Source organism: Acetobacterium sp., assembly GCF_036508315.1.
In the GTDB taxonomy this organism is placed as follows: domain Bacteria; phylum Bacillota; class Clostridia; order Eubacteriales; family Eubacteriaceae; genus Acetobacterium.
On record NZ_DATCHP010000107.1, the window covers coordinates 1 to 19,201 of the forward strand.

The window sequence follows — 19,201 nt, forward strand, 5'->3', positions numbered from 1 at the left end:
GTTTGGTCCACAGGTTGTTCCACAGGTGAGGAGGCTTATTCCATTGCGATCCTCCTTCAGGAACGCATGGATATGCTTAAGAAAAGTTATATTATTAAAGTGTTCGGTACCGATATTGACACCCATGCCATTGAAACTGCCAGAGCCGGGCTTTACCCGGCAAGTATTGCTGCCGAAATTTCACCGGAACGGCTGGCCCGTTTTTTCACATTGGAGTCTGATGGTGCCAATTACCGGATTCACAAAAGCATTCGCAACATGCTGATTTTTTCCGAACAGGACGTGATCAAAGACCCTCCCTTCTCAAAAATCGACCTGATCAGTTGTCGTAATCTGATGATCTATATGACCGGAGCATTGCAGAAAAAATTAATTCCATTATTCCATTATGCTCTAAAACCAGGTGGCTTTCTCTTTTTGGGATCATCAGAAACCATTGGTGAGCATGGGGAGCTATTTAATGTACTGAACCAAAAAGCAAAACTGTATGAAAGCAAAGAAATTCCTTTCGGTGAACAACGCATGAAGATGAATGGCGTCATACAGCCATTATCGCTAATGAATCCAATGACTCCCCATGTCAATAAAAGGATCGGAAATGTTGAAAAAATACCGCTCCGGGAAATCACTGAGCAAGCACTTTTGCAACAGGTCGGTTTGGCTGCGGCACTTGTCAATAGTATCGGCGATATATTGTATCTCCATGGTCGCACTGGGATGTACCTTGAACCAGTATCGGGAGAGTCGGGAACGAACAATATTTTAAAAATGGCAAGGGAAGGATTAAGGCACAAACTCACCATGGCTATTCAGAGTGTTGTGGTGAAAAATGAAACAGTGGAACATCCGGGACTGTTGGTTAAAACAAATAGTCATTTTACAGGTGTTAACCTTACCGTTCGCAGAGTATCAGCTGGTTCAGATAAGAGGCCAGAGTCGCTTTTGTATCTGGTCGTCTTTGAGGATGCAAAAACAACGGCACTTCCAGGAGCGAAACAGGAGTGTTCAGATGCGGTCCCAGTAAAAGCAGGCGACAATCCGGAGATTAATAACGAAATCATCACTTCCCTTAAACAGGAACTTCAAGCAAAAGATGAATACCTGCTCACAATAAAAGATGAACTTGAAACATCAAACCAAGATCTGAAATCTACAAATGAGGAAATGCAATCTATAAATGAAGAAATGCAGTCCGTCAACGAAGAACTGGAAACATCCAAGGAAGAATTGCAATCCGTTAATGAAGAACTGGCAACCGTTAATGGGGAGCTGCAGATTAAGGTGGAGGATCTTTCCCAGGCCAATAATGATATGAATAATCTCCTGGCGGGAACCGAAATTGCAACCATCTTCTTAAATCAAAAAATGGAGATTTTGCGCTTTACACCTGCTGCCATACAAATTATCAATCTGATCCAGGGAGATATTGGAAGACCTGTCGGACATATCGTGCCTAATCTGGTTGGCTACAATTGTCTGGTCCAGGACACAAAGGCGGTGTTAAAAAACCTCATTCCCAAAGAAATTGAAGTGCAGACAGTGGAAGGTAAGTTTTACATCATGCGTATTCTGCCCTATCGTACCCAAAACAATGTGATTGAAGGGGCGGTAATCAATTTCATTGATATTACTAAAAATGTGAAGACCCGGGAAGCCCTCCGTACAGCCAACATTGAGTTGTTGCGGTTGGCTGTCGTAGTGAGAGATTCACATGATGCCATTACCGTACAGGACCTGGAGGGTAACATCAAAGCATGGAATCCTGCTGCAGAGAAGACGTATGGGTTTAGTGAATCTGAAGCGCTGCTCATGAATGTCAGTGAACTTATTCCAAAGAACCTGATTGCGAAAGAATTAGAAAAGATAAACCAATTGACCCAGTCAAAAATTTTAAAACCCTACAAGACTCGGCGAATAGCTAAAGATGGGTCTGATGTAGAGATATGGATGACCTCCTCAGCTTTGTTAAATGGGGATGGAAAAATATATGCCATAGCGACAACAGAACGATCAATAATGAGAGGTGCATGATGAAAAGACAGGATACAAAATCTGAAAAATCTGATTCTACCGCGAATGAAAAGCGGGAATTGCGAAAGCGTGCTGAAGATTTGTCCAAAGGGAGGGAGAAATCAGTTCCTGAAGACCTTGAATTAATGACTTTGGAAGAAATAGAACAAATCGTTCATGAACTGCTTGTGCATCAGATAGAACTGGAGTTGCAGAATGAAGAGCTGCGAAGAGCCCAGTTAGAAGTGGACCGTGTCCGGGCACGCTATTTCGATCTGTATGATATGGCACCGGTTGGCTATTGCACAATCTCCGAAACCGGAGAGATTCTAGAGTCCAACTTTACGTTATCAACGCTTCTAGGCCGAACTCGGGGAACACTAAAGGGCAAATTAATCTCCAACTTCATTTACAGTGAGGATCAGGATATTTATTACCTTATCAGTAAACAGCTCTTTGAGATCAGGGAGCCTCAGGAATGTGAGTTGCGCATGGTCAAAGAAGATGGAACACTCTTTTGGGCTCATATGGTGGACACGGTTGTCCAGAATGAAGATGGCAAACCTGTATTCCGAGTCACCGTCAATGATATTACCGAGCGTAAAAATGATGAAAATAAAATACGTATAAGTGAAGAAAAATATAGGACCATCGCAGAAAACATATCTGACGTCATTTCAGTATATAATATAAAAAATGATAAATTCACCTATATCAGCCCTTCCGTCTTCCAATTTAGAGGATTTACAGCAGAAGAGGCAATGAAGGAGGGTCTGGAGGAAAAGCTTACCCCTGAAACACTGGTGATTGAAAGAAAAAATGCAGGAAGATGCCTGAATGAGTTTTTGAGGGATCCGGAAAATCCTAAAAATTACATTAGTGAGATTCAGCAGTTCTGTAAAAACGGGGATATTATTTGGGTTGAACTCTCAAAAAAACTTCGCTTCAATGCTGATGGAGAAGTCGAAGTTGTGAGTGTAAGTCGAAATATTACTGAAAGAATTATTGCATTTGCAGATGCATATGATGAGATGATTAACCATAAAACATTTCAAAAGCATTAAGCATGGAAGATGGCATTAGCAGTTTTTAATCACAAAAAAACGTCTAAAAAAGTAAAACTCCCAGTCAAATTCAGGCTGGGAGTTTTCACTTTTTTTGACACTGAAATTTAGTCCATTGTAATAATATCCGATCCGGCAAATTCAAATGGCAAACGATATTGGCCATTGCCAAGATATTCTGCAGCACTATATTCGAACCATGTTTTATTTTCATGACGGCAACTCAATTTATTATCGCCTGGTGTGCCAAAATCAAATTCAATGGGGATATCCCCTGCATTATAGCCCTCAATCATAATAATTATTACTTTAATATTGCCTCCGTTTTAAGCAGTATCAACGACGACATAGTCACCACCACTGGTTCAGGATCTTTTGAATGCGCTTCTTTTGAAATTAATTCGTCACTTTCAAAATTTTCTTCAATGGTTCCATCTTCCTTTTCCTGAGTATTCATGATTAACCCTCCAAAATTAAAATAATTCCTAGTGAATATCAATACTCAACCCATGTAGTTAGTCAATACCCACAAATACTGGTTATAATTATGTGATGAACAATCATTATAATGGGCGTAATATTTTGCCATAATGTTTATCATAGTTTGAATTTATTAAGATTTGAATTATAATAGAAAGTAATAACTGAAATTCAAATAATTAACAGTGAAAAATAAAAATAGAGCGGGGAAGCCATGTATAAAATATTAATCATTGAAGATGATGGAATCATTGCACAATCCTTAAAAACCCACCTGTGCAAATGGGGATTTGAAGCACAGTCGATCCTGGATTTTCACCAGGTGATTAATGAGTTTGTGGCCTATGATCCCCAGCTGATTTTAATGGATATTTCATTACCATTCTTTAACGGATACCATTGGTGCAGTGAAATAAGAAAGATCTCAAAGGTTCCCATTATATTCATTTCATCAACCAGTGACAACATGAATATTGTCATGGCCATGAATATGGGGGGAGATGATTTTATTGCCAAGCCTTTTGATCTAAGCGTGGTGGTCGCAAAGGTTCAAGCCCTGCTGAGACGGACCTACTTGTTTCAGGGACAGATGAATCTCCTGGAACACAAGGGTGCCATTCTCAATCTGAATGATGCAAGTATTACCTATGAGGATCGTAAGGCAGAGCTCAGCGGAAATGAATTTAAAACCCTTCAGATTCTTTTGGAAAATAAGGGGAAAACAGTATCCCGGGACATCCTTATGAAACGCCTTTGGGACAGTGACTGCTTTGTGGATGATAATACACTAACGGTTAACATCACACGGCTTCGAAAAAGATTGGATGGATTAGGACTTGCTGATTTTATTACCACAAAAAAAGGAATAGGCTATTTGATTGGGGATTAGCGTGAAAAGTTCAATGAGATTTATGTTTTATTCATATATAAAAAGTCGGTTAAAAGTGCTGTTGGTCTTTGTTTTATTTATCATTATTTTTACAATCGTTTATGCCTTGTATGGATTGCCTCTGGAACCCATCGTTTATAGCCTTGAATTGGTGGTTGTCCTTGGGGCTGTTTTTGTTAGCATTGACTTTGTGGGGTTCTATCAAAAACATCAAATCCTATCGGGGTTGATCACTTCAATAGCATTCAATATGAAAGAATTGCCAAATCCAAAAAATCTTTTGGAAAATGACTATCAGAATCTGATTAAATGCCTGGCTGAAAATCGCCGGGATCTGATTTTTCAGTTTGACAATAAACAAACTGAAATGATTGATTACTATACCCTCTGGGCCCATCAGATAAAAACCCCCATATCAGCCATGGGATTATTGCTTCAAACCGAGGATAAACCCAGTGAACAAACCAGGGCATACCAACAGGAATTGTTTAAAATTGAACAATACGTGGAAATGGTGCTCCAGTACCTGAGGCTTGAAAGTATGACTTCGGATTTAATTATAAAAGAATATGACCTGCTTTCAAGTGTGAAACAGGCGGTTAAAAAATACAGTATGATATTTATTAATAAAAAGATCGCTTTAGATTTGGAAGAAATACAGTGTCAGGTGATCACCGATGAAAAATGGCTGGTTTTTGTTCTGGAACAGATACTGTCAAATGCCCTGAAATATACTCATCAGGGAAAGATTGCAATTTATATGGACCAGGAAAAAGAAAAAACCCTGATTATTGAAGATACCGGGGTAGGCATCCGCGACGAAGATATTCTCCGGATTTTTGATCGGGGCTTTACCGGCTATAATGGACGAATGGACAAAAAATCCACCGGCATCGGCCTTTATCTGTCCCAGCAGGTTTTGAGTAAGTTATCCCATTCGATGACGGTGACATCAGAAGTTGGCAGGGGAACAAAAGTCAGAATTGATTTATCCACCCGGGAGTTTGAAGCTTTATAAGGCAACCTTACAAAACTGTAAGGTTAAAATGGAAAATGTAAGCCAAAACGATGGTCGAGCATTTTCTTTTTTATTATACTTAAGTTGTAAATAAAGTTATTAAAATTTCAAACTAAAAGGGAGAAAAACATGCGGTTATTAGAGGTTAGGAGTTTAAAAAAAATATACACAACACGTTTTGGCGGAAATCAGGTTCAGGCGCTGTCTAATGTGACTTTTTCTGTGGATCAAGGGGAATACGTGGCCATTATGGGCGAGTCCGGTTCAGGGAAAACAACCTTGCTTAATATATTGGCTTCTCTGGATAAGCCCACCAGCGGAGAAGTGTTTTTAGATGGCAAAAACATCGTAACGATTAAGGATAGTGAAATCTCAGCGTTTCGACGGGAAAATCTGGGTTTTGTTTTTCAGGATTTTAATTTGCTGGATACCTTTTCCATCGAGGATAATATCTTTCTGCCCCTGGTACTGGCACAGAAAACCTATGATGATATGAACAGTCGGTTAAAACCGCTTGCTAAAAGGCTGGAAATTAATGACATCCTTAAAAAATTTCCCTATGAAGTCTCCGGAGGACAGAAACAGCGGGCGGCAGTGGCGAGAGCCCTGATTACCCAACCTAAACTGGTCCTGGCCGATGAACCCACCGGTGCCCTGGATTCAAAGTCCGCCATGAATTTATTAAAAATATTCTCCAGTATTAATGCTTTGGGGCAAACAATTTTAATGGTGACCCACAGTATTGTGGCGGCAAGTCATGCCAATCGGGTATTGTTTATTAAAGATGGGGAAATCTTCAATCAAATCTACCGGGGTTCCATGAGCAATGAGGACATGTATCAGAAAATATCCTTTACCCTGGCATTGTTGGCAACCGGAGGTAACGACGTTGAATAGGCTATTTTACCCCAAATTAGCATTTCTGAATCTTAGAAAAAATGCCAACACATATATTCCTTACATTTTGACCTGTATTGGTTCGATTGTTACCTTTTATATCATGATTTCCATTTATGGGAACAAGGGCCTGGACACCATGCCGGGTTCTGAAAATTTAAAAATCATTCTTTTTCTGGGTACCATTTTTATCGGTATTTTCTCAGTGATTTTTCTCTTTTATACCAACAGCTTCCTGATTAAACGGCGAAAAAAAGAACTGGGCCTGTACAGTATTTTAGGCCTGGAGAAGAAACATATTGCCAGGGTATTGTTTTATGAAACCTTGTTTTCCAGTACGATCAGTTTGGTTCTGGGATTACTGGGAGGAATACTCATTGGGAAATTGCTCTTTCTGTTATTACTTCGGATGATTCATTTTCAGATTCCCCTGGCTTTTAGTGTGGATGTTTTCGGATTGATTGTTACAGCCATTGTATTTCTCATTGTGTTTTTATTGACGTTGCTGACAAATTTTCTGCAGGTTAAACTGGCAAATCCCATTGATCTTTTAAAGGGCGGCGAACAAGGGGAAAAAGAACCAAAGGCCTCCTGGATCGTCACCATTATTGGGCTTATTTCTTTGGGTGTGGGTTATACCATTGCATTGATGGTGGAATCCCCGGTTGAAGCGATCTTTCTCTTCTTTGTCGCCGTATTGTTTGTCATTATTGGAACCTATGCATTGTTTACTTCAGGGAGTATTGCCCTATTAAAATTATTAAAAAGAAATAAGAAATATTATTATCAATCGAGAAATTTTATTTCTGTTTCAGGCATGATTTACCGTATGAAACAAAATGCCGTTGGGCTGGCTAGTATTTGTATTCTTTGCACCATGGTGCTGGTGACGATCTCCACCACAGTATCCTTGTACATCGGTCAGGAAAGCATGATGCGGGATCTTTATCCCCTGGATGTGGGTATTATTGGAACGGCCAGTGAAGTTGATCCCTTAGCCACTCAAAGCCTGATTGCAACAGAAAAAACAAAGGCCAATGTGGAAGTGACGGATGTGTTGGTATTTAATTTCAATCAAATAAGGACCATTCGTGATGGCAATCTTTTTTTGCCGGATAACTTAAATGAGAGCAACTCAGATGCTATGAATTATGAAGCAATGAGTGAACTTTGGGTGATTCCATTGGATGATTACAACCGCATCACTCAAAGTGATAAAACCCTTACTGAAAATGAGGTGATGATTTTTTCGGTAAGTGAAAATTATGGGGAAAATTCCATGATGTTTGGAAATAATCAATTCTCAGTTAAAGAAGAATTGGAATCCATTCCCATGGATCAGAAAAAAGGACTGACCATCGGAAATAAATATTATCTCATTGTTAAGGATGAACAAACCATGACCACCATGCTCCAGTCCCTGAATGGAAATGAACAGTCCAATGCCCTTCAAGCTGCTACACTCTTTAATCTCAAGGGCACAGAAGATGCTAAAATGCTTTTCTCGGAAAATCTGGAGGGATCATTGGCGCAAACAAATCCAAATATAAGTATGGACAATCTATATTTATCGATGTCCGAGTGGTATATACTCTTTGGCGGGTTTTTATTTCTTGGCGTGTTTTTAGGCTCGCTGTTTATCATGGCAACGGTACTGATTATTTATTTCAAACAAATATCCGAGGGCTATGAAGATTGCGAGCGCTTTGAGATCATGCAAAAGGTTGGAATGGATAAAAAAGAAGTCAAAAAAACCATTGGGAAACAAATTCTTATGGTATTCTTTTTACCTCTGGCAGTGGCTTTCATTCATGTTGGCTTTGCATTACCGGTAATGATCAAAATGCTGGCTGTATTTAGGCTGACTGAAACTTCGCTGATCATCCTATGCACTGGAGTTACGGCTTTGGTGTTTGCAGTATTCTATGCCCTGGTTTTTATGCTGACGGCTAAGTCCTATTATAAGCTGGTAAAACAGGAGCGATAAAAAAATAAAATTACTTTCATTCATATACAATGATATCGGAAAAAATTCATCTGCTCAGATTTTCCTGATCAGAAATTTGAGAACAATTAAAAGAAGCGTATCAGGGTTTGATACGCTTCTTTTTTAGCATAAATTGTCATTAATCCTTTAAATTGTTCTTTTATAAAATTTTGGGGTATAATAGTAAATGCAAATGCAAATCATTATTATTTGGAGGAAGTTATTGTGCACAGAAAAAAGATCGGGTTTTTCATTATTATTCTCGTTGCCATTACCGTTTTAAGTGGATGCGGATCAAATAAAGGGGTTGAGAGTCGATCAAGCTCAGACAGTACCTCAACAGAAAAAAACTTTACGATTGTCACTTCTTTTTATCCCATGTATATTTCAACCATTAATGTGACCAAAGATATTCCTGCGGTTGAAGTTATTAATATGACTAAACCTCAAACCGGATGCCTTCATGATTATCAGTTGACCCCCCAGGATTTAATCACGGTTGGGAATGCCGATGCCTTTGTTATTAATGGCGCAGGAATGGAAACCTTTCTTGGTGACATATTAAAACAGCAGGAAAATCTTATTATTATTGATGCCAGCAAAGGAATAGAGCTCATTAAAGATCCATCCGGGGAAGACAATCCTCATGTTTGGGTGAGTATCTCGGATTCAATCATCCAGGTAAGAAATATTGCAGATCAACTTTCTCTGGCAGACCCGGAAAATGCAACACAATACAAAGCAAATGCAGACGCTTATATTGTTAAGTTAGAGGCTTTAAAAGAAAAAATGCACAGTTCTCTGGAAAATGTGAGTAGTCGGGATATTATAACCTTCCATGAAGCCTTCCCATATTTCGCCAGGGAATTTAATCTCAATATCGTGGATGTTATTGAAAGAGAACCTGGGACAGTGCCTACCCCTAAAGAACTGGAAGAATCTATTAAAATAGTTAACGATTCAAAGGTCAAAGCCCTTTTTACAGAACCCCAATATCCTGCAAAAGCCGCTGAAACCATTGCCAACGAAACCGGTGCTAAGATTTATCCCCTTGATCCAGGGGTTACAGGTGAGGCAACCGAAAATGCCTATGATGATTATTTGAACATCATGGAAAATAATTTAAAATCTCTGGAAGAGGCATTAAAATAATGGAAGAGTTAAAAGAAAAGCAGATCCACGATGACCAGTGCTCTGGTTTGTGTTGTACAAAGGTCAAAAATTTTAATGTGAACTTTGGTAATACGAAAGTTCTTGAAAATGTTAATCTTCATATTCATTGCGGCGAATTAACAGCGATTATAGGACCAAATGGCGGCGGAAAAAGTACGCTGTTAAAGGCCATGCTGGGAGATGTTAAGCACACTGGGCAACTCGAATACCTGGATGAAAAGAATAAGGATAGCGGCGTTCCTTTAATTGGGTATGTTCCTCAGAATTTAAGCTTTGACAGTGGCACCCCAACCAGTGTTCTGGATCTTTTTATGGTATGTAATTCTAAAATCCCGGCATGGTTGCTCAGCACGAAAAATATAAGAAATAAAGTGAAAGAAAGTCTTTCAAAGGTCAAAGCAGAACATCTCATCAATCGAAGAATTGGGGCCTTATCAGGAGGAGAGCTTCAGCGGGTTTTGCTTGCGTTGGCCCTTGATCCCATTCCTGATTTATTGTTACTGGATGAGCCTGTATCCGGGATTGACCAGAATGGATTAGAGGTTTTTTATGACACGGTGTCTGAGTTAAGAAAAGAATATGATTTATCGATTATTTTGGTTTCCCATGATTTGGATTTGGTTGAAAAGTATGCGGATCGTGTTATTTTATTAAACGGAACCGTTCTATGCTGTGGATCGCCCAATGAGGTTTTCAACAATCAAATAACATCAAAAATATTTGGAATGACTTGGTTTAAACACAGATCCAGTGATCATGGGAATAACTGGGGTGAAGCAAATGATGCTTAGTTTATGGCATGATCTTATTACTGTTATGTTACCATTTCAATGGGCAGGTTATGATTTCATGAAAGATGCTCTTTTGGCCATACTCTTAATAACCCCTCTTTTTGGCTTATTGGGAACCATGATTGTCAGTAATAAAATGGCGTTTTTTTCAGACGCCTTAGGACACGGAGCTTTTACCGGAATCGCCATTGGATCACTGATTGGTTTAGTCAGTCCCATTTTTGCAGCAGTGGCCTTTTCAATTGTTTTTGCCTTGGTCATTACAGTCATCAAAAATAAGAGTCGGGCTTCAACCGATACCATTATCGGTGTTTTTTCCTCAATTGCCATTGCTCTGGGGCTGGTGTTAATGTCTCTGGGTGGAAGCTTTAATAAATATTCATCCTATTTAATTGGAGATTTGCTCAGCATAACCACATCTGAAATCCTTATTTTAATCGGGGCTTTTATCATCGTTATTTTTCTTTGGAGTGTCATTTTTAATAAGCTATTGATGGTAAGTATCAATCAATCTCTTGCACGAAGCAGAGGGGTAAACACACTTCTGGTTGAAATGATATTTACAACGATGATTGCTGTGATCGTCACAATTTCAATACAATGGGTGGGCCTTCTTATTATTAACTCACTTTTGGTATTACCTGCAGCAGGTGCAAGAAATATTACAAGTAATGTGAGGCAGTATACCCTGGTATCGGTAATGATTGCTGTTTTTTCAGGGATCAGCGGATTGATAGCCTCTTACTATTTGAATACCGCAACCGGAGCGACAATCGTATTAGTATCCGGAATTATTTTCTTCTTAACCCTTGCATTTAAAAGTAAATTCGAATAAAAGTAACCGCCATAAATTATGCAGACTGTGGAAAATCACGTTATGATTTGTCATGAAACGAGGAGTAATATGAGTGAAATAACAACCTATAAGGAAGCTTTAAAGCTTAAGGGTTTAAAGAATACAAAACACCGAAATTCGATATTAAAACTATTGGAAGAAGGCACCCAACCATTAACGGCGGATCAAATTTATCTGGCACTCAGCAACCAAAAGATCTCTATAAATTTATCGACCATATACAGAGTTTTGAATACCCTTGTGGAAAATGAATTGATCATTAAAACGAGTACGGTAAGCGATAATAAAACGTTATTCGAGCTCAACAGTTTCGAGCATAAGCATCATCTTGTATGCATGAGGTGCAAAAAAATAACGATGGTTGATGAATGTCCATTTGATGAGTATGAAAAAAAGATAAAAGAAAAAATGGGCTATACTATTCTTGGTCATAAACTTGAAATCTATGGCGTGTGTAAAAGTTGCAGGGAAAAAGAAAATAATGGTAAAAGCATTGTCTAGGTTATTGCGAAAGTACTGTGAGCTTCGCTGTCAGGTTACGGTTGTGTTTATGAATTTCGCAATGACCTATATTTAAATTTAAGCTAGTATCACAGTCAGCAAAAAAATCTGGACTTTTAAATCAACCATGTTATAATGAAGATACAATTAAATAAGAAATGTAAAATTCATTTAGGATGAACAAATTCATTGAGGGAATCTGGTTAGAATCCAGAACGATCCGGTCACTGTAATTAGTTATGTCTCCTTAATATGTCACTGGGCACGTATTGTCTGGGAAGGCGAGGAGAATAAAAGCTATAAGTCAGGAAACCTACTAAATTGAAGTGCTAGAATATCCTTCCAGGGAAAAGGGAAATTAGTAACGTTAACAAAAGTTGGTTCTGAGACATCACAATAGTAGGGATCAATGGATAAGTGTAATAGTTAACCTCTTTTTCAATAGAAATATGGAAAGAGAGGTTTTTTTCGTTTCCATTTATTATAGACTTTTAGTGGGTCTGCTTGATTGGACAGCGTAAGATAGTCTTTAAATGGTTGAACTATAAATTTTCGGGAGAAAGAAATGAAAAAAAATAAGAAAAGCGTTGCAATGGTTGTAATGTTAACCTTTCTGGTGGTGATTGTAGCACAGCCAGTTAATGCCATGCACATTATGGAAGGATTTCTTCCCATTGGCTGGGCAATTTTCTGGTGGGCATTGTCATTGCCATTCATGGCATTTGGGCTTTATAAAGTGGGAAAAATATTTAAAGATAAACCGGAACAAAAGGTATTGCTGGCTATTGCAGCTGCGTTTATCTTTGCATTATCGGCTTTTAAATTGCCTTCAGTCACAGGAAGTTCTTCTCATATGACGGGAATTGGTTTAGGTGCGATTGCCCTTGGACCCTGGGCAACCATAGTGGTTGGAACAATTGCCCTGTTATTCCAGGCATTGTTGCTTGCTCATGGGGGTTTGACCACTCTGGGTGCAAATGCCTTTTCGATGGCTATTGTAGGATCTTTTGTGGCCTATGGTGTTTACAAAGGATTATTAAAACTCAATTGTCCCAAACCGTTAACCATCTTTTTTGCTGCTTTTCTGGGAGATCTCATGACCTATGTAACGACGTCGGTTCAGTTGGCCCTGGCGTTTCCAGATCCCATTGGTGGGTTTATAGCTTCCCTGACAAAGTTTTTAGGGATTTTTGCAATCACGCAACTGCCGCTGGCCATCATTGAAGGCATACTGACGGTATTAGTGATTAATACCATTTATAAATATAAAGAAAAGGGGATATTATCTGATGAAACTTTCACTGATAACTAAAATTGTTTTAGTCTTAATAATCGGGGCACTCATTATTATTCCGCAGATTCTTTTGCCCAATGCAACGTTTGCCGGGGCTGATAATAAGGGAAGCGATGCGATTACGTCCATTGATCCAAATTATAAACCCTGGTTTGAAAGCTTGTTTAAGCCGGGAGATATGGAAAAAAATCTTTTTCATTTTCAGCAGGCACTGGGAATTGGCGGCTTGATTGTATGTTTCGGTTATTTATATAAGAAATCAAAAAATATTTCAAAAGTTGATAAATCATCTTGAGCATCTGCATTGATGAAAGGAAAATACCATGATTGATCGTATTGCACATACCAATAGACTCAGCAAAGCCAACCCTACATTAAAGGTCGTGGGTTCCCTGATAATGCTCCTTTCTGTTTTTTTTATTAAGGAACCCCTGTATATGGCAGGGGTTTTTGGTGTTATGGTGGGATGCACGCTATTGTGGGCAAAAATTCCGGTGAAGGTTTATCTGCATACCCTGATTTTTGATTCACTCTTTATTATCCCGGGGGCACTGGCCTTGCTTTTAACGATTTCCCAGGGGGAAGGGAATTATCTGTTTTCCTTTCAATTGTTTAACCTTACAGTTGGCATTACCCCTGAAAATATTGCCATTGCCAGCCTTGTTTTCTGCCGGGCCATGTCAGGCGTATCCTGTATGCTTTTCTTGATATACACCACGCCTGTGATGCAAATCGCCGGGGTAATGAAAAAAGCCCATATCAGCAATACTTTTTTAGAAATTTTTATTCTGACCTATCGCTTTATTTTTGATTATTGGGATAAAATCAAGTTAATGGCTACTGCTCAGGAATTGCGATTTGGATATCGCAACTTAAAAGGAACCTTTCAATCCATTGCAATGATATTAAGTAATCTTTTGCTGATGGCTGTGAAAAGTTATGAAGAAATGACCCAGACCCTGGAATTAAAGCAATACCAGGGGGATTTTCATGTAAGCTATAAGAAAGGTTTTTCCCATGATTAAAACAGAAAATTTAACTTATCAATATCCTGACGGAACAAAGGCTTTGAAAAACGTTTCAGTTGACGGTAGCAAGGGAAATTGTATTGCTCTTATCGGTGAAAACGGTGCCGGCAAGTCCACCCTGATGGCGGCGTTAATCGGTCTCATTAAGCCTACCGAGGGTCGCGTTTCTTTTAAAGGGGAACCCCTTTCCTACAAAAAGAAAGACTTGTATGCTTTCAGAAAACAGATTGGCCTGGTGATCCAGGAGTCCGATAAACAGGTTTTTTATTCAGGTATCTATGATGATATTGCCTTTGCGCTAAGAAACATGAGAATGGATGTTGATGAGATTGATAAACGGGTAAAAAAAGCCATGGCAGCCACCGGGGTTACTGGGATTTCGGAACGTCCCATCCATTATCTTAGCTATGGTCAGAAAAAACGAGTGGCTATGGCAGGCGTTTTGGCCATGGAACCCGGGATTATGCTCATGGATGAACCAACTCTGGGACTTGATCCTAAAAGCAAGGCCGGAGTGAAGTCTATTATTCGCAATGCATTGGGAAATGGCATGAAAATTATTTTATCCAGTCACGATATGGATTTCATTTATGAATTCTGTGATTACACCTATGTCCTCCATCATGGAGAAGTCCTTTGTGAAGGCGAAACCACCCAGGTTTTTAAAAATGATGAAGCACTGAAAACCGCGAGTTTAGAACAGGCAACCATGACACGTCTCGAGGCGTGTCTGGGAATTAGAGGATATCGAAGTATTGCTGAACTGGAAAACGCAGTGGAAAAGCAAAAAAAGGAGGTTCAAAAAGATGAAACTGGTTGTAGTAGGAATTAATCATCGAGATACCCCCCTTGCCATTCGGGAAAAGGGCGCATTTCTTAATCGAGCCCTTAACGAAGCCATCCGAACCCTTTTAAATGAAGAGGCCATCGCAGAAGTGATTATCCTTTCGACCTGTAATCGCAGTGAGATATACGTTTCGACCCGAAATGAGAATGCTGTGGTTGAAATTTTAAACCAATTTTATCTCAGGGAGAAATCTGAAGCATTAGCTCCATATCTTTTTGAAAAAAAGGGCAGAGAAGCATTAGTCCATCTTTATGAAGTTGTCACCGGACTGGATTCCATGATTTTGGGAGAAGATCAGATTTTAGGTCAGGTCAAGGATGCTCTGGAAAAATCCCAGGCCATTAAAGGCTGCGGAAAATATCTGACAAAAATGTTTCGGGAAGCCATTACCTTTACAAAAAAGGTGAAAACCGAATATAAAATTTCAGAAACCCCATTGTCATTAAGTTCAACGGCAGTTAAACATATTAAACGACAATACCCGCAAGATTATGGAAATAAAAAAATACTGATTATCGGGTCAGGGAAAATGGGGGTATTAGCGCTAAGGTACATGAAGGCCGAGGGCTTCCAAAATCCTTATATGACCAACCGAACCTTTCATAATATGGATGAGTGTGAAGCGATTCATGAAAATGTCCAAATGGTTCATTATGAAAAACGCTATGACATCATACCGAAAATGGATGTGATTATTACGGCAACTGCTTCCCCTCATGTCATTTTAAAGGCTGAAAATATGCCCAAGCGAGTCAAACCGCTAACGATTATCGATTTGGCCTTACCCCGGGATGTTGAAGAAGCCATTGGCGACGTTGCCGATATTGAATTATTGACCATTGATCATTTTAAGGAAATGATGGATGAGACAATGGTTTATCGTCAGAAAATTGCAAAAAAAATCGCCATTGAAATACAAGAGGAAATTGATGGGCTCCTTTTATGGATAACCCATGCCAAGGTTGATAATATGGTGGGGGATCTTAACGAAAAATCCCGTCATTTAGCAGAAGAAACCATAACAAATCTTTGCAGACATTTGGAACTCACAAAAAAAGAAGAAGAATATCTGGCCAAGATTGTAAAGTCAAAATTCCGGGAAATGGTCATGGCTCCCATTAAGCAGTTAAAATCTTTGGACACTGAAGAGGAAATTTTAGGGATTGAAAAAACAGTGACCTATCTTTTCTCGGGAAACCCTAAAAAAGCCATTTCAGGAGTTGAAAAAAATGATGACACCGCTGCTGTTTAACTTGAAAAACAAAAGGGTTCTGGTGGTCGGTGGCGGTAAAGTAGCCACACGTCGCAGCTTAACACTTTTCGAAAATGGCGCCCGGGTTGTATGTGTGAGTCCCGAGTTTTCAGATTGCCTTGTGAAAACCCAGGATGAAGGGTTAAAATTGATTAAAGACACTTATCATTGCGATCAGCTGGAAGGCATCGATTTAGTGGTGGCGGCAACCAATAGCGAAGCCATTAATGCCCAGGTAAAAAAAGATTGTCAAGCTTTGGGTATCTGGTGTAATCGGGTGGATAGTCCGGATGATTCGGATTTTATTTTTCCCAGTGTGATCAGGCGAGGGGATTTAACCCTGTCGGTTTGTACAGAAGGCGCCAGTCCTTTTTTAACCAAAGCCATTATCGAAGATTTATCCCGGCGCTACGATGAAAGCTATACTGAAAGAACCGTACTGCTTCGGGAATGTCGAAAAAGAAGTTTAGAAAAAGGCGACGATAGTCAAAAGCTTAAAGTCTTAGCCCACTGCTCCATTGCAGAGCTGAAAGAAAAACTTAAGAAATAAAAGATCTCATTCTTTGGGATGATATGACAATAGATGAATTGGAGATAATCTTATGAATATAAAAGTTGGAACCCGGGGAAGCACCCTGGCAAGGGTCCAGAGCCAATGGCTGATTGATGTTTTGGCAAAGGCACATCCCCAGATCAATTTCGAAATGGTTATTATTAAAACCAAAGGGGATTTGATCCAGAATAAACCCCTGGATAAAATCGGAGACAAGGGTCTGTTTACCAAGGAATTGGAAGATGCCCTGTTATCCGGAGAAATTCACATGGCCATTCATAGTATGAAAGACATGCCGTCAAAGCTCCCCGACGGGTTAATCTTAACCGTACCACCAAAAAGGGAAGATCCCCGGGATGTACTGCTTACTCCCCATAATATTGATTCTCTGGAAGCACTACCTCAGGGAGCCACTGTAGCGACCGGAAGTAAACGGCGGATCTATCAGCTAAAAAAACAGCGACCAGACATTCAAGTGGTCGGAATTCGTGGCAATATCGACACCCGGATTCGCAAAATGCAGGAACAAAACCTGGATGGTATTATCCTTGCAGCAGCAGGCCTGAAACGCATCGGTCGCTTTGAGGATAAAGGCTTCCACACCATTGCACTGCCGGAAACCACCTTTATTCCCGCACCGGCCCAGGGAATTCTGGCTGTTGAAATAAGAGACGATAATGAAACGGTTAAAGATTTAATGACAGTCATTTGTGATAAAGATACCATTATTCAGATGAAAGGGGAACGAGGCTTCCTCAAGGCCCTTAACGGTAGCTGTCATATTCCCATTGGGGCTTACTGCGAAATAAAGGGTGAAACTGTTAAGCTTTATGGTCTCTATGGCCTGGAAGATGGCAGTGTTGTGGTGACACGATCCGTTGAAGGACCAGTTGAGGATGTAGAAGTCTTAGGAGAACGCCTGGCTAAAGAGTGTTATCAGTCAGTGCATACTAAACCGGGAAAAGTTTATTTAGCCGGTGGCGGCTGCGGAGATCCGGGACTATTAACTGTCAAAGCGCTGGGTGTTTTAAAAAAAGCGGATGTTCTGGTTTATGATGCTTTGGTGAATGAGAGTTTCTTAAACGAGGCAAAGGAAAACGCGGAAATCATCTATGTGGGAAAACGGGCCGGAAATCATGCCATGCCCCAGGAAGAAATCAACGCTTTGCTGGTCAGAAAAGGCCTGGAAGGAAAAACCGTTATTCGATTAAAAGGCGGGGATCCCTATGTATTTGGCCGGGGCGGCGAAGAAGGCGAAGAACTGTACGATGCCGGTGTGCCCTTTGAGGTAATCCCCGGAATTACTTCAGTCATTGGTGGCCTGGCCTATGCCGGCATTCCCATTACCCACCGTGATTGTGTTTCCTCGTTTCATGTGATTACCGGTCATTTAAAATCAAATGCCTATGATGGCTCTTCAGATTTAGATTGGCCAGTGCTGGGAAAACTTACCGGTACCATTGTTTTTCTAATGGGAGTCAAAAACCTGAAGAAAATTTGCGATGAGCTGGTAAAAAACGGCATGAATGCGCAAATGCCGGTGGCCGTTGTCCATCGGGCATCAACTCCCTATCAACGGGTGGTGGTTGGCAATCTGGAAACCATTTATGATATTGCAACCCAGGCGAAAATTACCGCCCCCAGCCTTATTGTGGTGGGAGAAGTGGTTAATAAACGACAAAAACTCCGATTCTTTGATGAAAAACCATTGTTTGGAAAAACCATTATTGTGACGAGGTCCCGGGAGCAAAGTTCACAAATGTCAGAAAAAATTGTTGAGCTTGGCGGAAATCCCATTGAATACCCTACCATTAAAATTATTCCCATTAACGAAGCGGCCTGTGACGAAAAAGTCATGATGCTTGAGAAATATACCCATATTATTTTCACCAGCATCAATGGAGTGGAAATCTTCTTTGACTCGCTGAAACGCTGCGGTAAAGATGCCAGAGCCTTTGGTAAGCTTCATATTACCGCCATTGGTGAAGGAACAAAGAACGCCTTACTAAAACGGGGACTGGCTGCAGATTTTGTCCCGGAAAAATATATTGGTGAAGAATTGGTCAACGGCCTGGCACCATTGCTCACCAGGGATTCAAGAGTTCTTGTTCCCCGGTCTAAAAATGCCCGGGTTTATGTAGTTGAAAAGTTATCAGAGATTTGTCCGGTGGATGAGGTCCAAACCTACGAAACGGTCAGAGAAGATCACGCCACTGTCGATCCTCTGGAAATGTTAAAAAATAATAAAATTGATTATATCACCTTTACCAGCTCCACCACCGTTGAGTTCTTTGTGGAAAAAATTGGAGCCGAACATCTGGATGATATTAACTCAGCCAAATGCGTTTCCATTGGCCCCCAAACCTCAAAAAAATGTCTTGAATTAGGCATTGATGTTGATATAGAAGCTGAAACTTATACCATTCAGGGAATGCTGGATGCCATCCTAAAGGATGCAGAAAAGTAGACGATAACTTCGGAATTTAAAAACACAAACAAATTTTGCTTTGATGGCAGTTTTCATAAACAATTTTGTAACGTATAGGCGAACAGTTCGAAGA

19 protein-coding genes and 1 riboswitch are annotated in these 19,201 nt (G+C 40.0%); of the genes, 17 read left to right on the forward strand and 2 right to left on the reverse strand.

The features are described from left to right. Together VIK44_RS12860 and VIK44_RS12865 are read left to right on the forward strand one after the other, a co-directional pair. On the forward strand, positions 1–2,031 hold a 2,031-nt coding region (locus VIK44_RS12860; RefSeq protein ID WP_331554295.1), incomplete at its 5' end, for a CheR family methyltransferase. After that, on the forward strand, positions 2,028–3,074 hold the full coding sequence (locus VIK44_RS12865) for a PAS domain-containing protein (protein ID WP_331554296.1): 1,047 nt from the start codon (positions 2,028–2,030) through the stop codon (positions 3,072–3,074). The genes VIK44_RS12860 and VIK44_RS12865, both read left to right, overlap by 4 nt. A 107-nt stretch (positions 3,075–3,181) precedes the next feature. Here the strand turns inward: VIK44_RS12865 and VIK44_RS12870 are convergent, their stop codons facing one another. Continuing rightward, on the reverse strand, positions 3,182–3,370 hold the full coding sequence (locus VIK44_RS12870; RefSeq protein WP_331554297.1) for a hypothetical protein: 189 nt from the start codon (positions 3,368–3,370) through the stop codon (positions 3,182–3,184). Between the two features lie 8 nt (positions 3,371–3,378). Then, positions 3,379–3,531: a hypothetical protein gene (locus VIK44_RS12875; RefSeq protein WP_331554298.1), complete on the reverse strand. Its 153-nt coding sequence runs from the start codon at positions 3,529–3,531 to the stop codon at positions 3,379–3,381. Between the two features lie 237 nt (positions 3,532–3,768). Between VIK44_RS12875 and VIK44_RS12880 the strand changes: the two genes are divergently transcribed. The 15 genes from VIK44_RS12880 to hemC all read left to right on the forward strand — a co-directional run bounded on the left by VIK44_RS12880 (position 3,769) and on the right by hemC (position 19,107). Beyond that, positions 3,769–4,443 carry a response regulator transcription factor gene (locus VIK44_RS12880; protein ID WP_331554299.1) on the forward strand — a complete coding sequence of 225 codons (675 nt, stop codon included), beginning with the start codon at positions 3,769–3,771 and terminating at the stop codon, positions 4,441–4,443. A gap of 13 nt (positions 4,444–4,456) precedes the next feature. After that, positions 4,457–5,461 carry a sensor histidine kinase gene (locus VIK44_RS12885; RefSeq protein ID WP_331554352.1) on the forward strand — a complete coding sequence of 335 codons (1,005 nt, stop codon included), beginning with the start codon at positions 4,457–4,459 and terminating at the stop codon, positions 5,459–5,461. 129 nt (positions 5,462–5,590) lie between these two features. Next, on the forward strand, positions 5,591–6,358 hold the full coding sequence (locus VIK44_RS12890; protein ID WP_331554300.1) for an ABC transporter ATP-binding protein: 768 nt from the start codon (positions 5,591–5,593) through the stop codon (positions 6,356–6,358). Then, positions 6,351–8,345 carry an FtsX-like permease family protein gene (locus VIK44_RS12895; RefSeq protein ID WP_331554301.1) on the forward strand — a complete coding sequence of 665 codons (1,995 nt, stop codon included), beginning with the start codon at positions 6,351–6,353 and terminating at the stop codon, positions 8,343–8,345. The genes VIK44_RS12890 and VIK44_RS12895 overlap by 8 nt, the downstream gene beginning before the upstream one ends. Positions 8,346–8,570: 225 nt before the next feature. Next, the gene (locus VIK44_RS12900) at positions 8,571–9,497 is read left to right on the forward strand and encodes a metal ABC transporter substrate-binding protein (RefSeq protein WP_331554302.1); all 927 of its coding nucleotides are present in this window, start codon (positions 8,571–8,573) and stop codon (positions 9,495–9,497) included. Continuing rightward, positions 9,497–10,309 carry a metal ABC transporter ATP-binding protein gene (locus VIK44_RS12905; RefSeq protein ID WP_331554303.1) on the forward strand — a complete coding sequence of 271 codons (813 nt, stop codon included), beginning with the start codon at positions 9,497–9,499 and terminating at the stop codon, positions 10,307–10,309. The genes VIK44_RS12900 and VIK44_RS12905 overlap by 1 nt, the downstream gene beginning before the upstream one ends. Next, positions 10,302–11,144, forward strand: a complete 843-nt coding sequence (locus tag VIK44_RS12910) for a metal ABC transporter permease (RefSeq protein WP_331554353.1) — start codon at positions 10,302–10,304, stop codon at positions 11,142–11,144. Before VIK44_RS12905 ends, VIK44_RS12910 begins: the two co-directional genes overlap by 8 nt. Before the next feature lie 69 nt (positions 11,145–11,213). Then, the gene (locus VIK44_RS12915; protein WP_331554304.1) at positions 11,214–11,666 is read left to right on the forward strand and encodes a Fur family transcriptional regulator; all 453 of its coding nucleotides are present in this window, start codon (positions 11,214–11,216) and stop codon (positions 11,664–11,666) included. A 155-nt stretch (positions 11,667–11,821) separates the two neighbouring features. Next, positions 11,822–12,001: riboswitch (cobalamin riboswitch) on the forward strand. A gap of 230 nt (positions 12,002–12,231) precedes the next feature. Further along, positions 12,232–12,978: an energy-coupling factor ABC transporter permease gene (locus VIK44_RS12920; RefSeq protein WP_414637083.1), complete on the forward strand. Its 747-nt coding sequence runs from the start codon at positions 12,232–12,234 to the stop codon at positions 12,976–12,978. After that, complete coding sequence (locus VIK44_RS12925) at positions 12,956–13,255, forward strand: energy-coupling factor ABC transporter substrate-binding protein (protein ID WP_331554305.1); 300 nt, start codon at positions 12,956–12,958, stop codon at positions 13,253–13,255. Before VIK44_RS12920 ends, VIK44_RS12925 begins: the two co-directional genes overlap by 23 nt. Positions 13,256–13,283: 28 nt before the next feature. Then, a complete protein-coding gene (gene cbiQ / locus VIK44_RS12930; protein ID WP_331554306.1) occupies positions 13,284–13,985 on the forward strand; it encodes a cobalt ECF transporter T component CbiQ in 702 nt (233 codons plus the stop codon). After that, positions 13,978–14,820, forward strand: coding sequence for an energy-coupling factor ABC transporter ATP-binding protein (locus tag VIK44_RS12935; RefSeq protein ID WP_331554307.1), 843 nt, complete (start codon positions 13,978–13,980; stop codon positions 14,818–14,820). Before cbiQ ends, VIK44_RS12935 begins: the two co-directional genes overlap by 8 nt. Further along, positions 14,795–16,087 (forward strand): glutamyl-tRNA reductase, encoded by a 1,293-nt coding sequence (hemA, locus tag VIK44_RS12940; protein WP_331554308.1) that lies wholly within the window; start codon positions 14,795–14,797, stop codon positions 16,085–16,087. Before VIK44_RS12935 ends, hemA begins: the two co-directional genes overlap by 26 nt. After that, positions 16,065–16,637, forward strand: coding sequence for a bifunctional precorrin-2 dehydrogenase/sirohydrochlorin ferrochelatase (locus VIK44_RS12945; RefSeq protein ID WP_331554309.1), 573 nt, complete (start codon positions 16,065–16,067; stop codon positions 16,635–16,637). The genes hemA and VIK44_RS12945 overlap by 23 nt, the downstream gene beginning before the upstream one ends. 52 nt (positions 16,638–16,689) lie before the next feature. Beyond that, entirely contained in the window at positions 16,690–19,107 is a 2,418-nt protein-coding gene (gene hemC / locus VIK44_RS12950; protein WP_331554310.1) for a hydroxymethylbilane synthase, read from the forward strand. Positions 19,108–19,201: the final 94 nt, after the last annotated feature.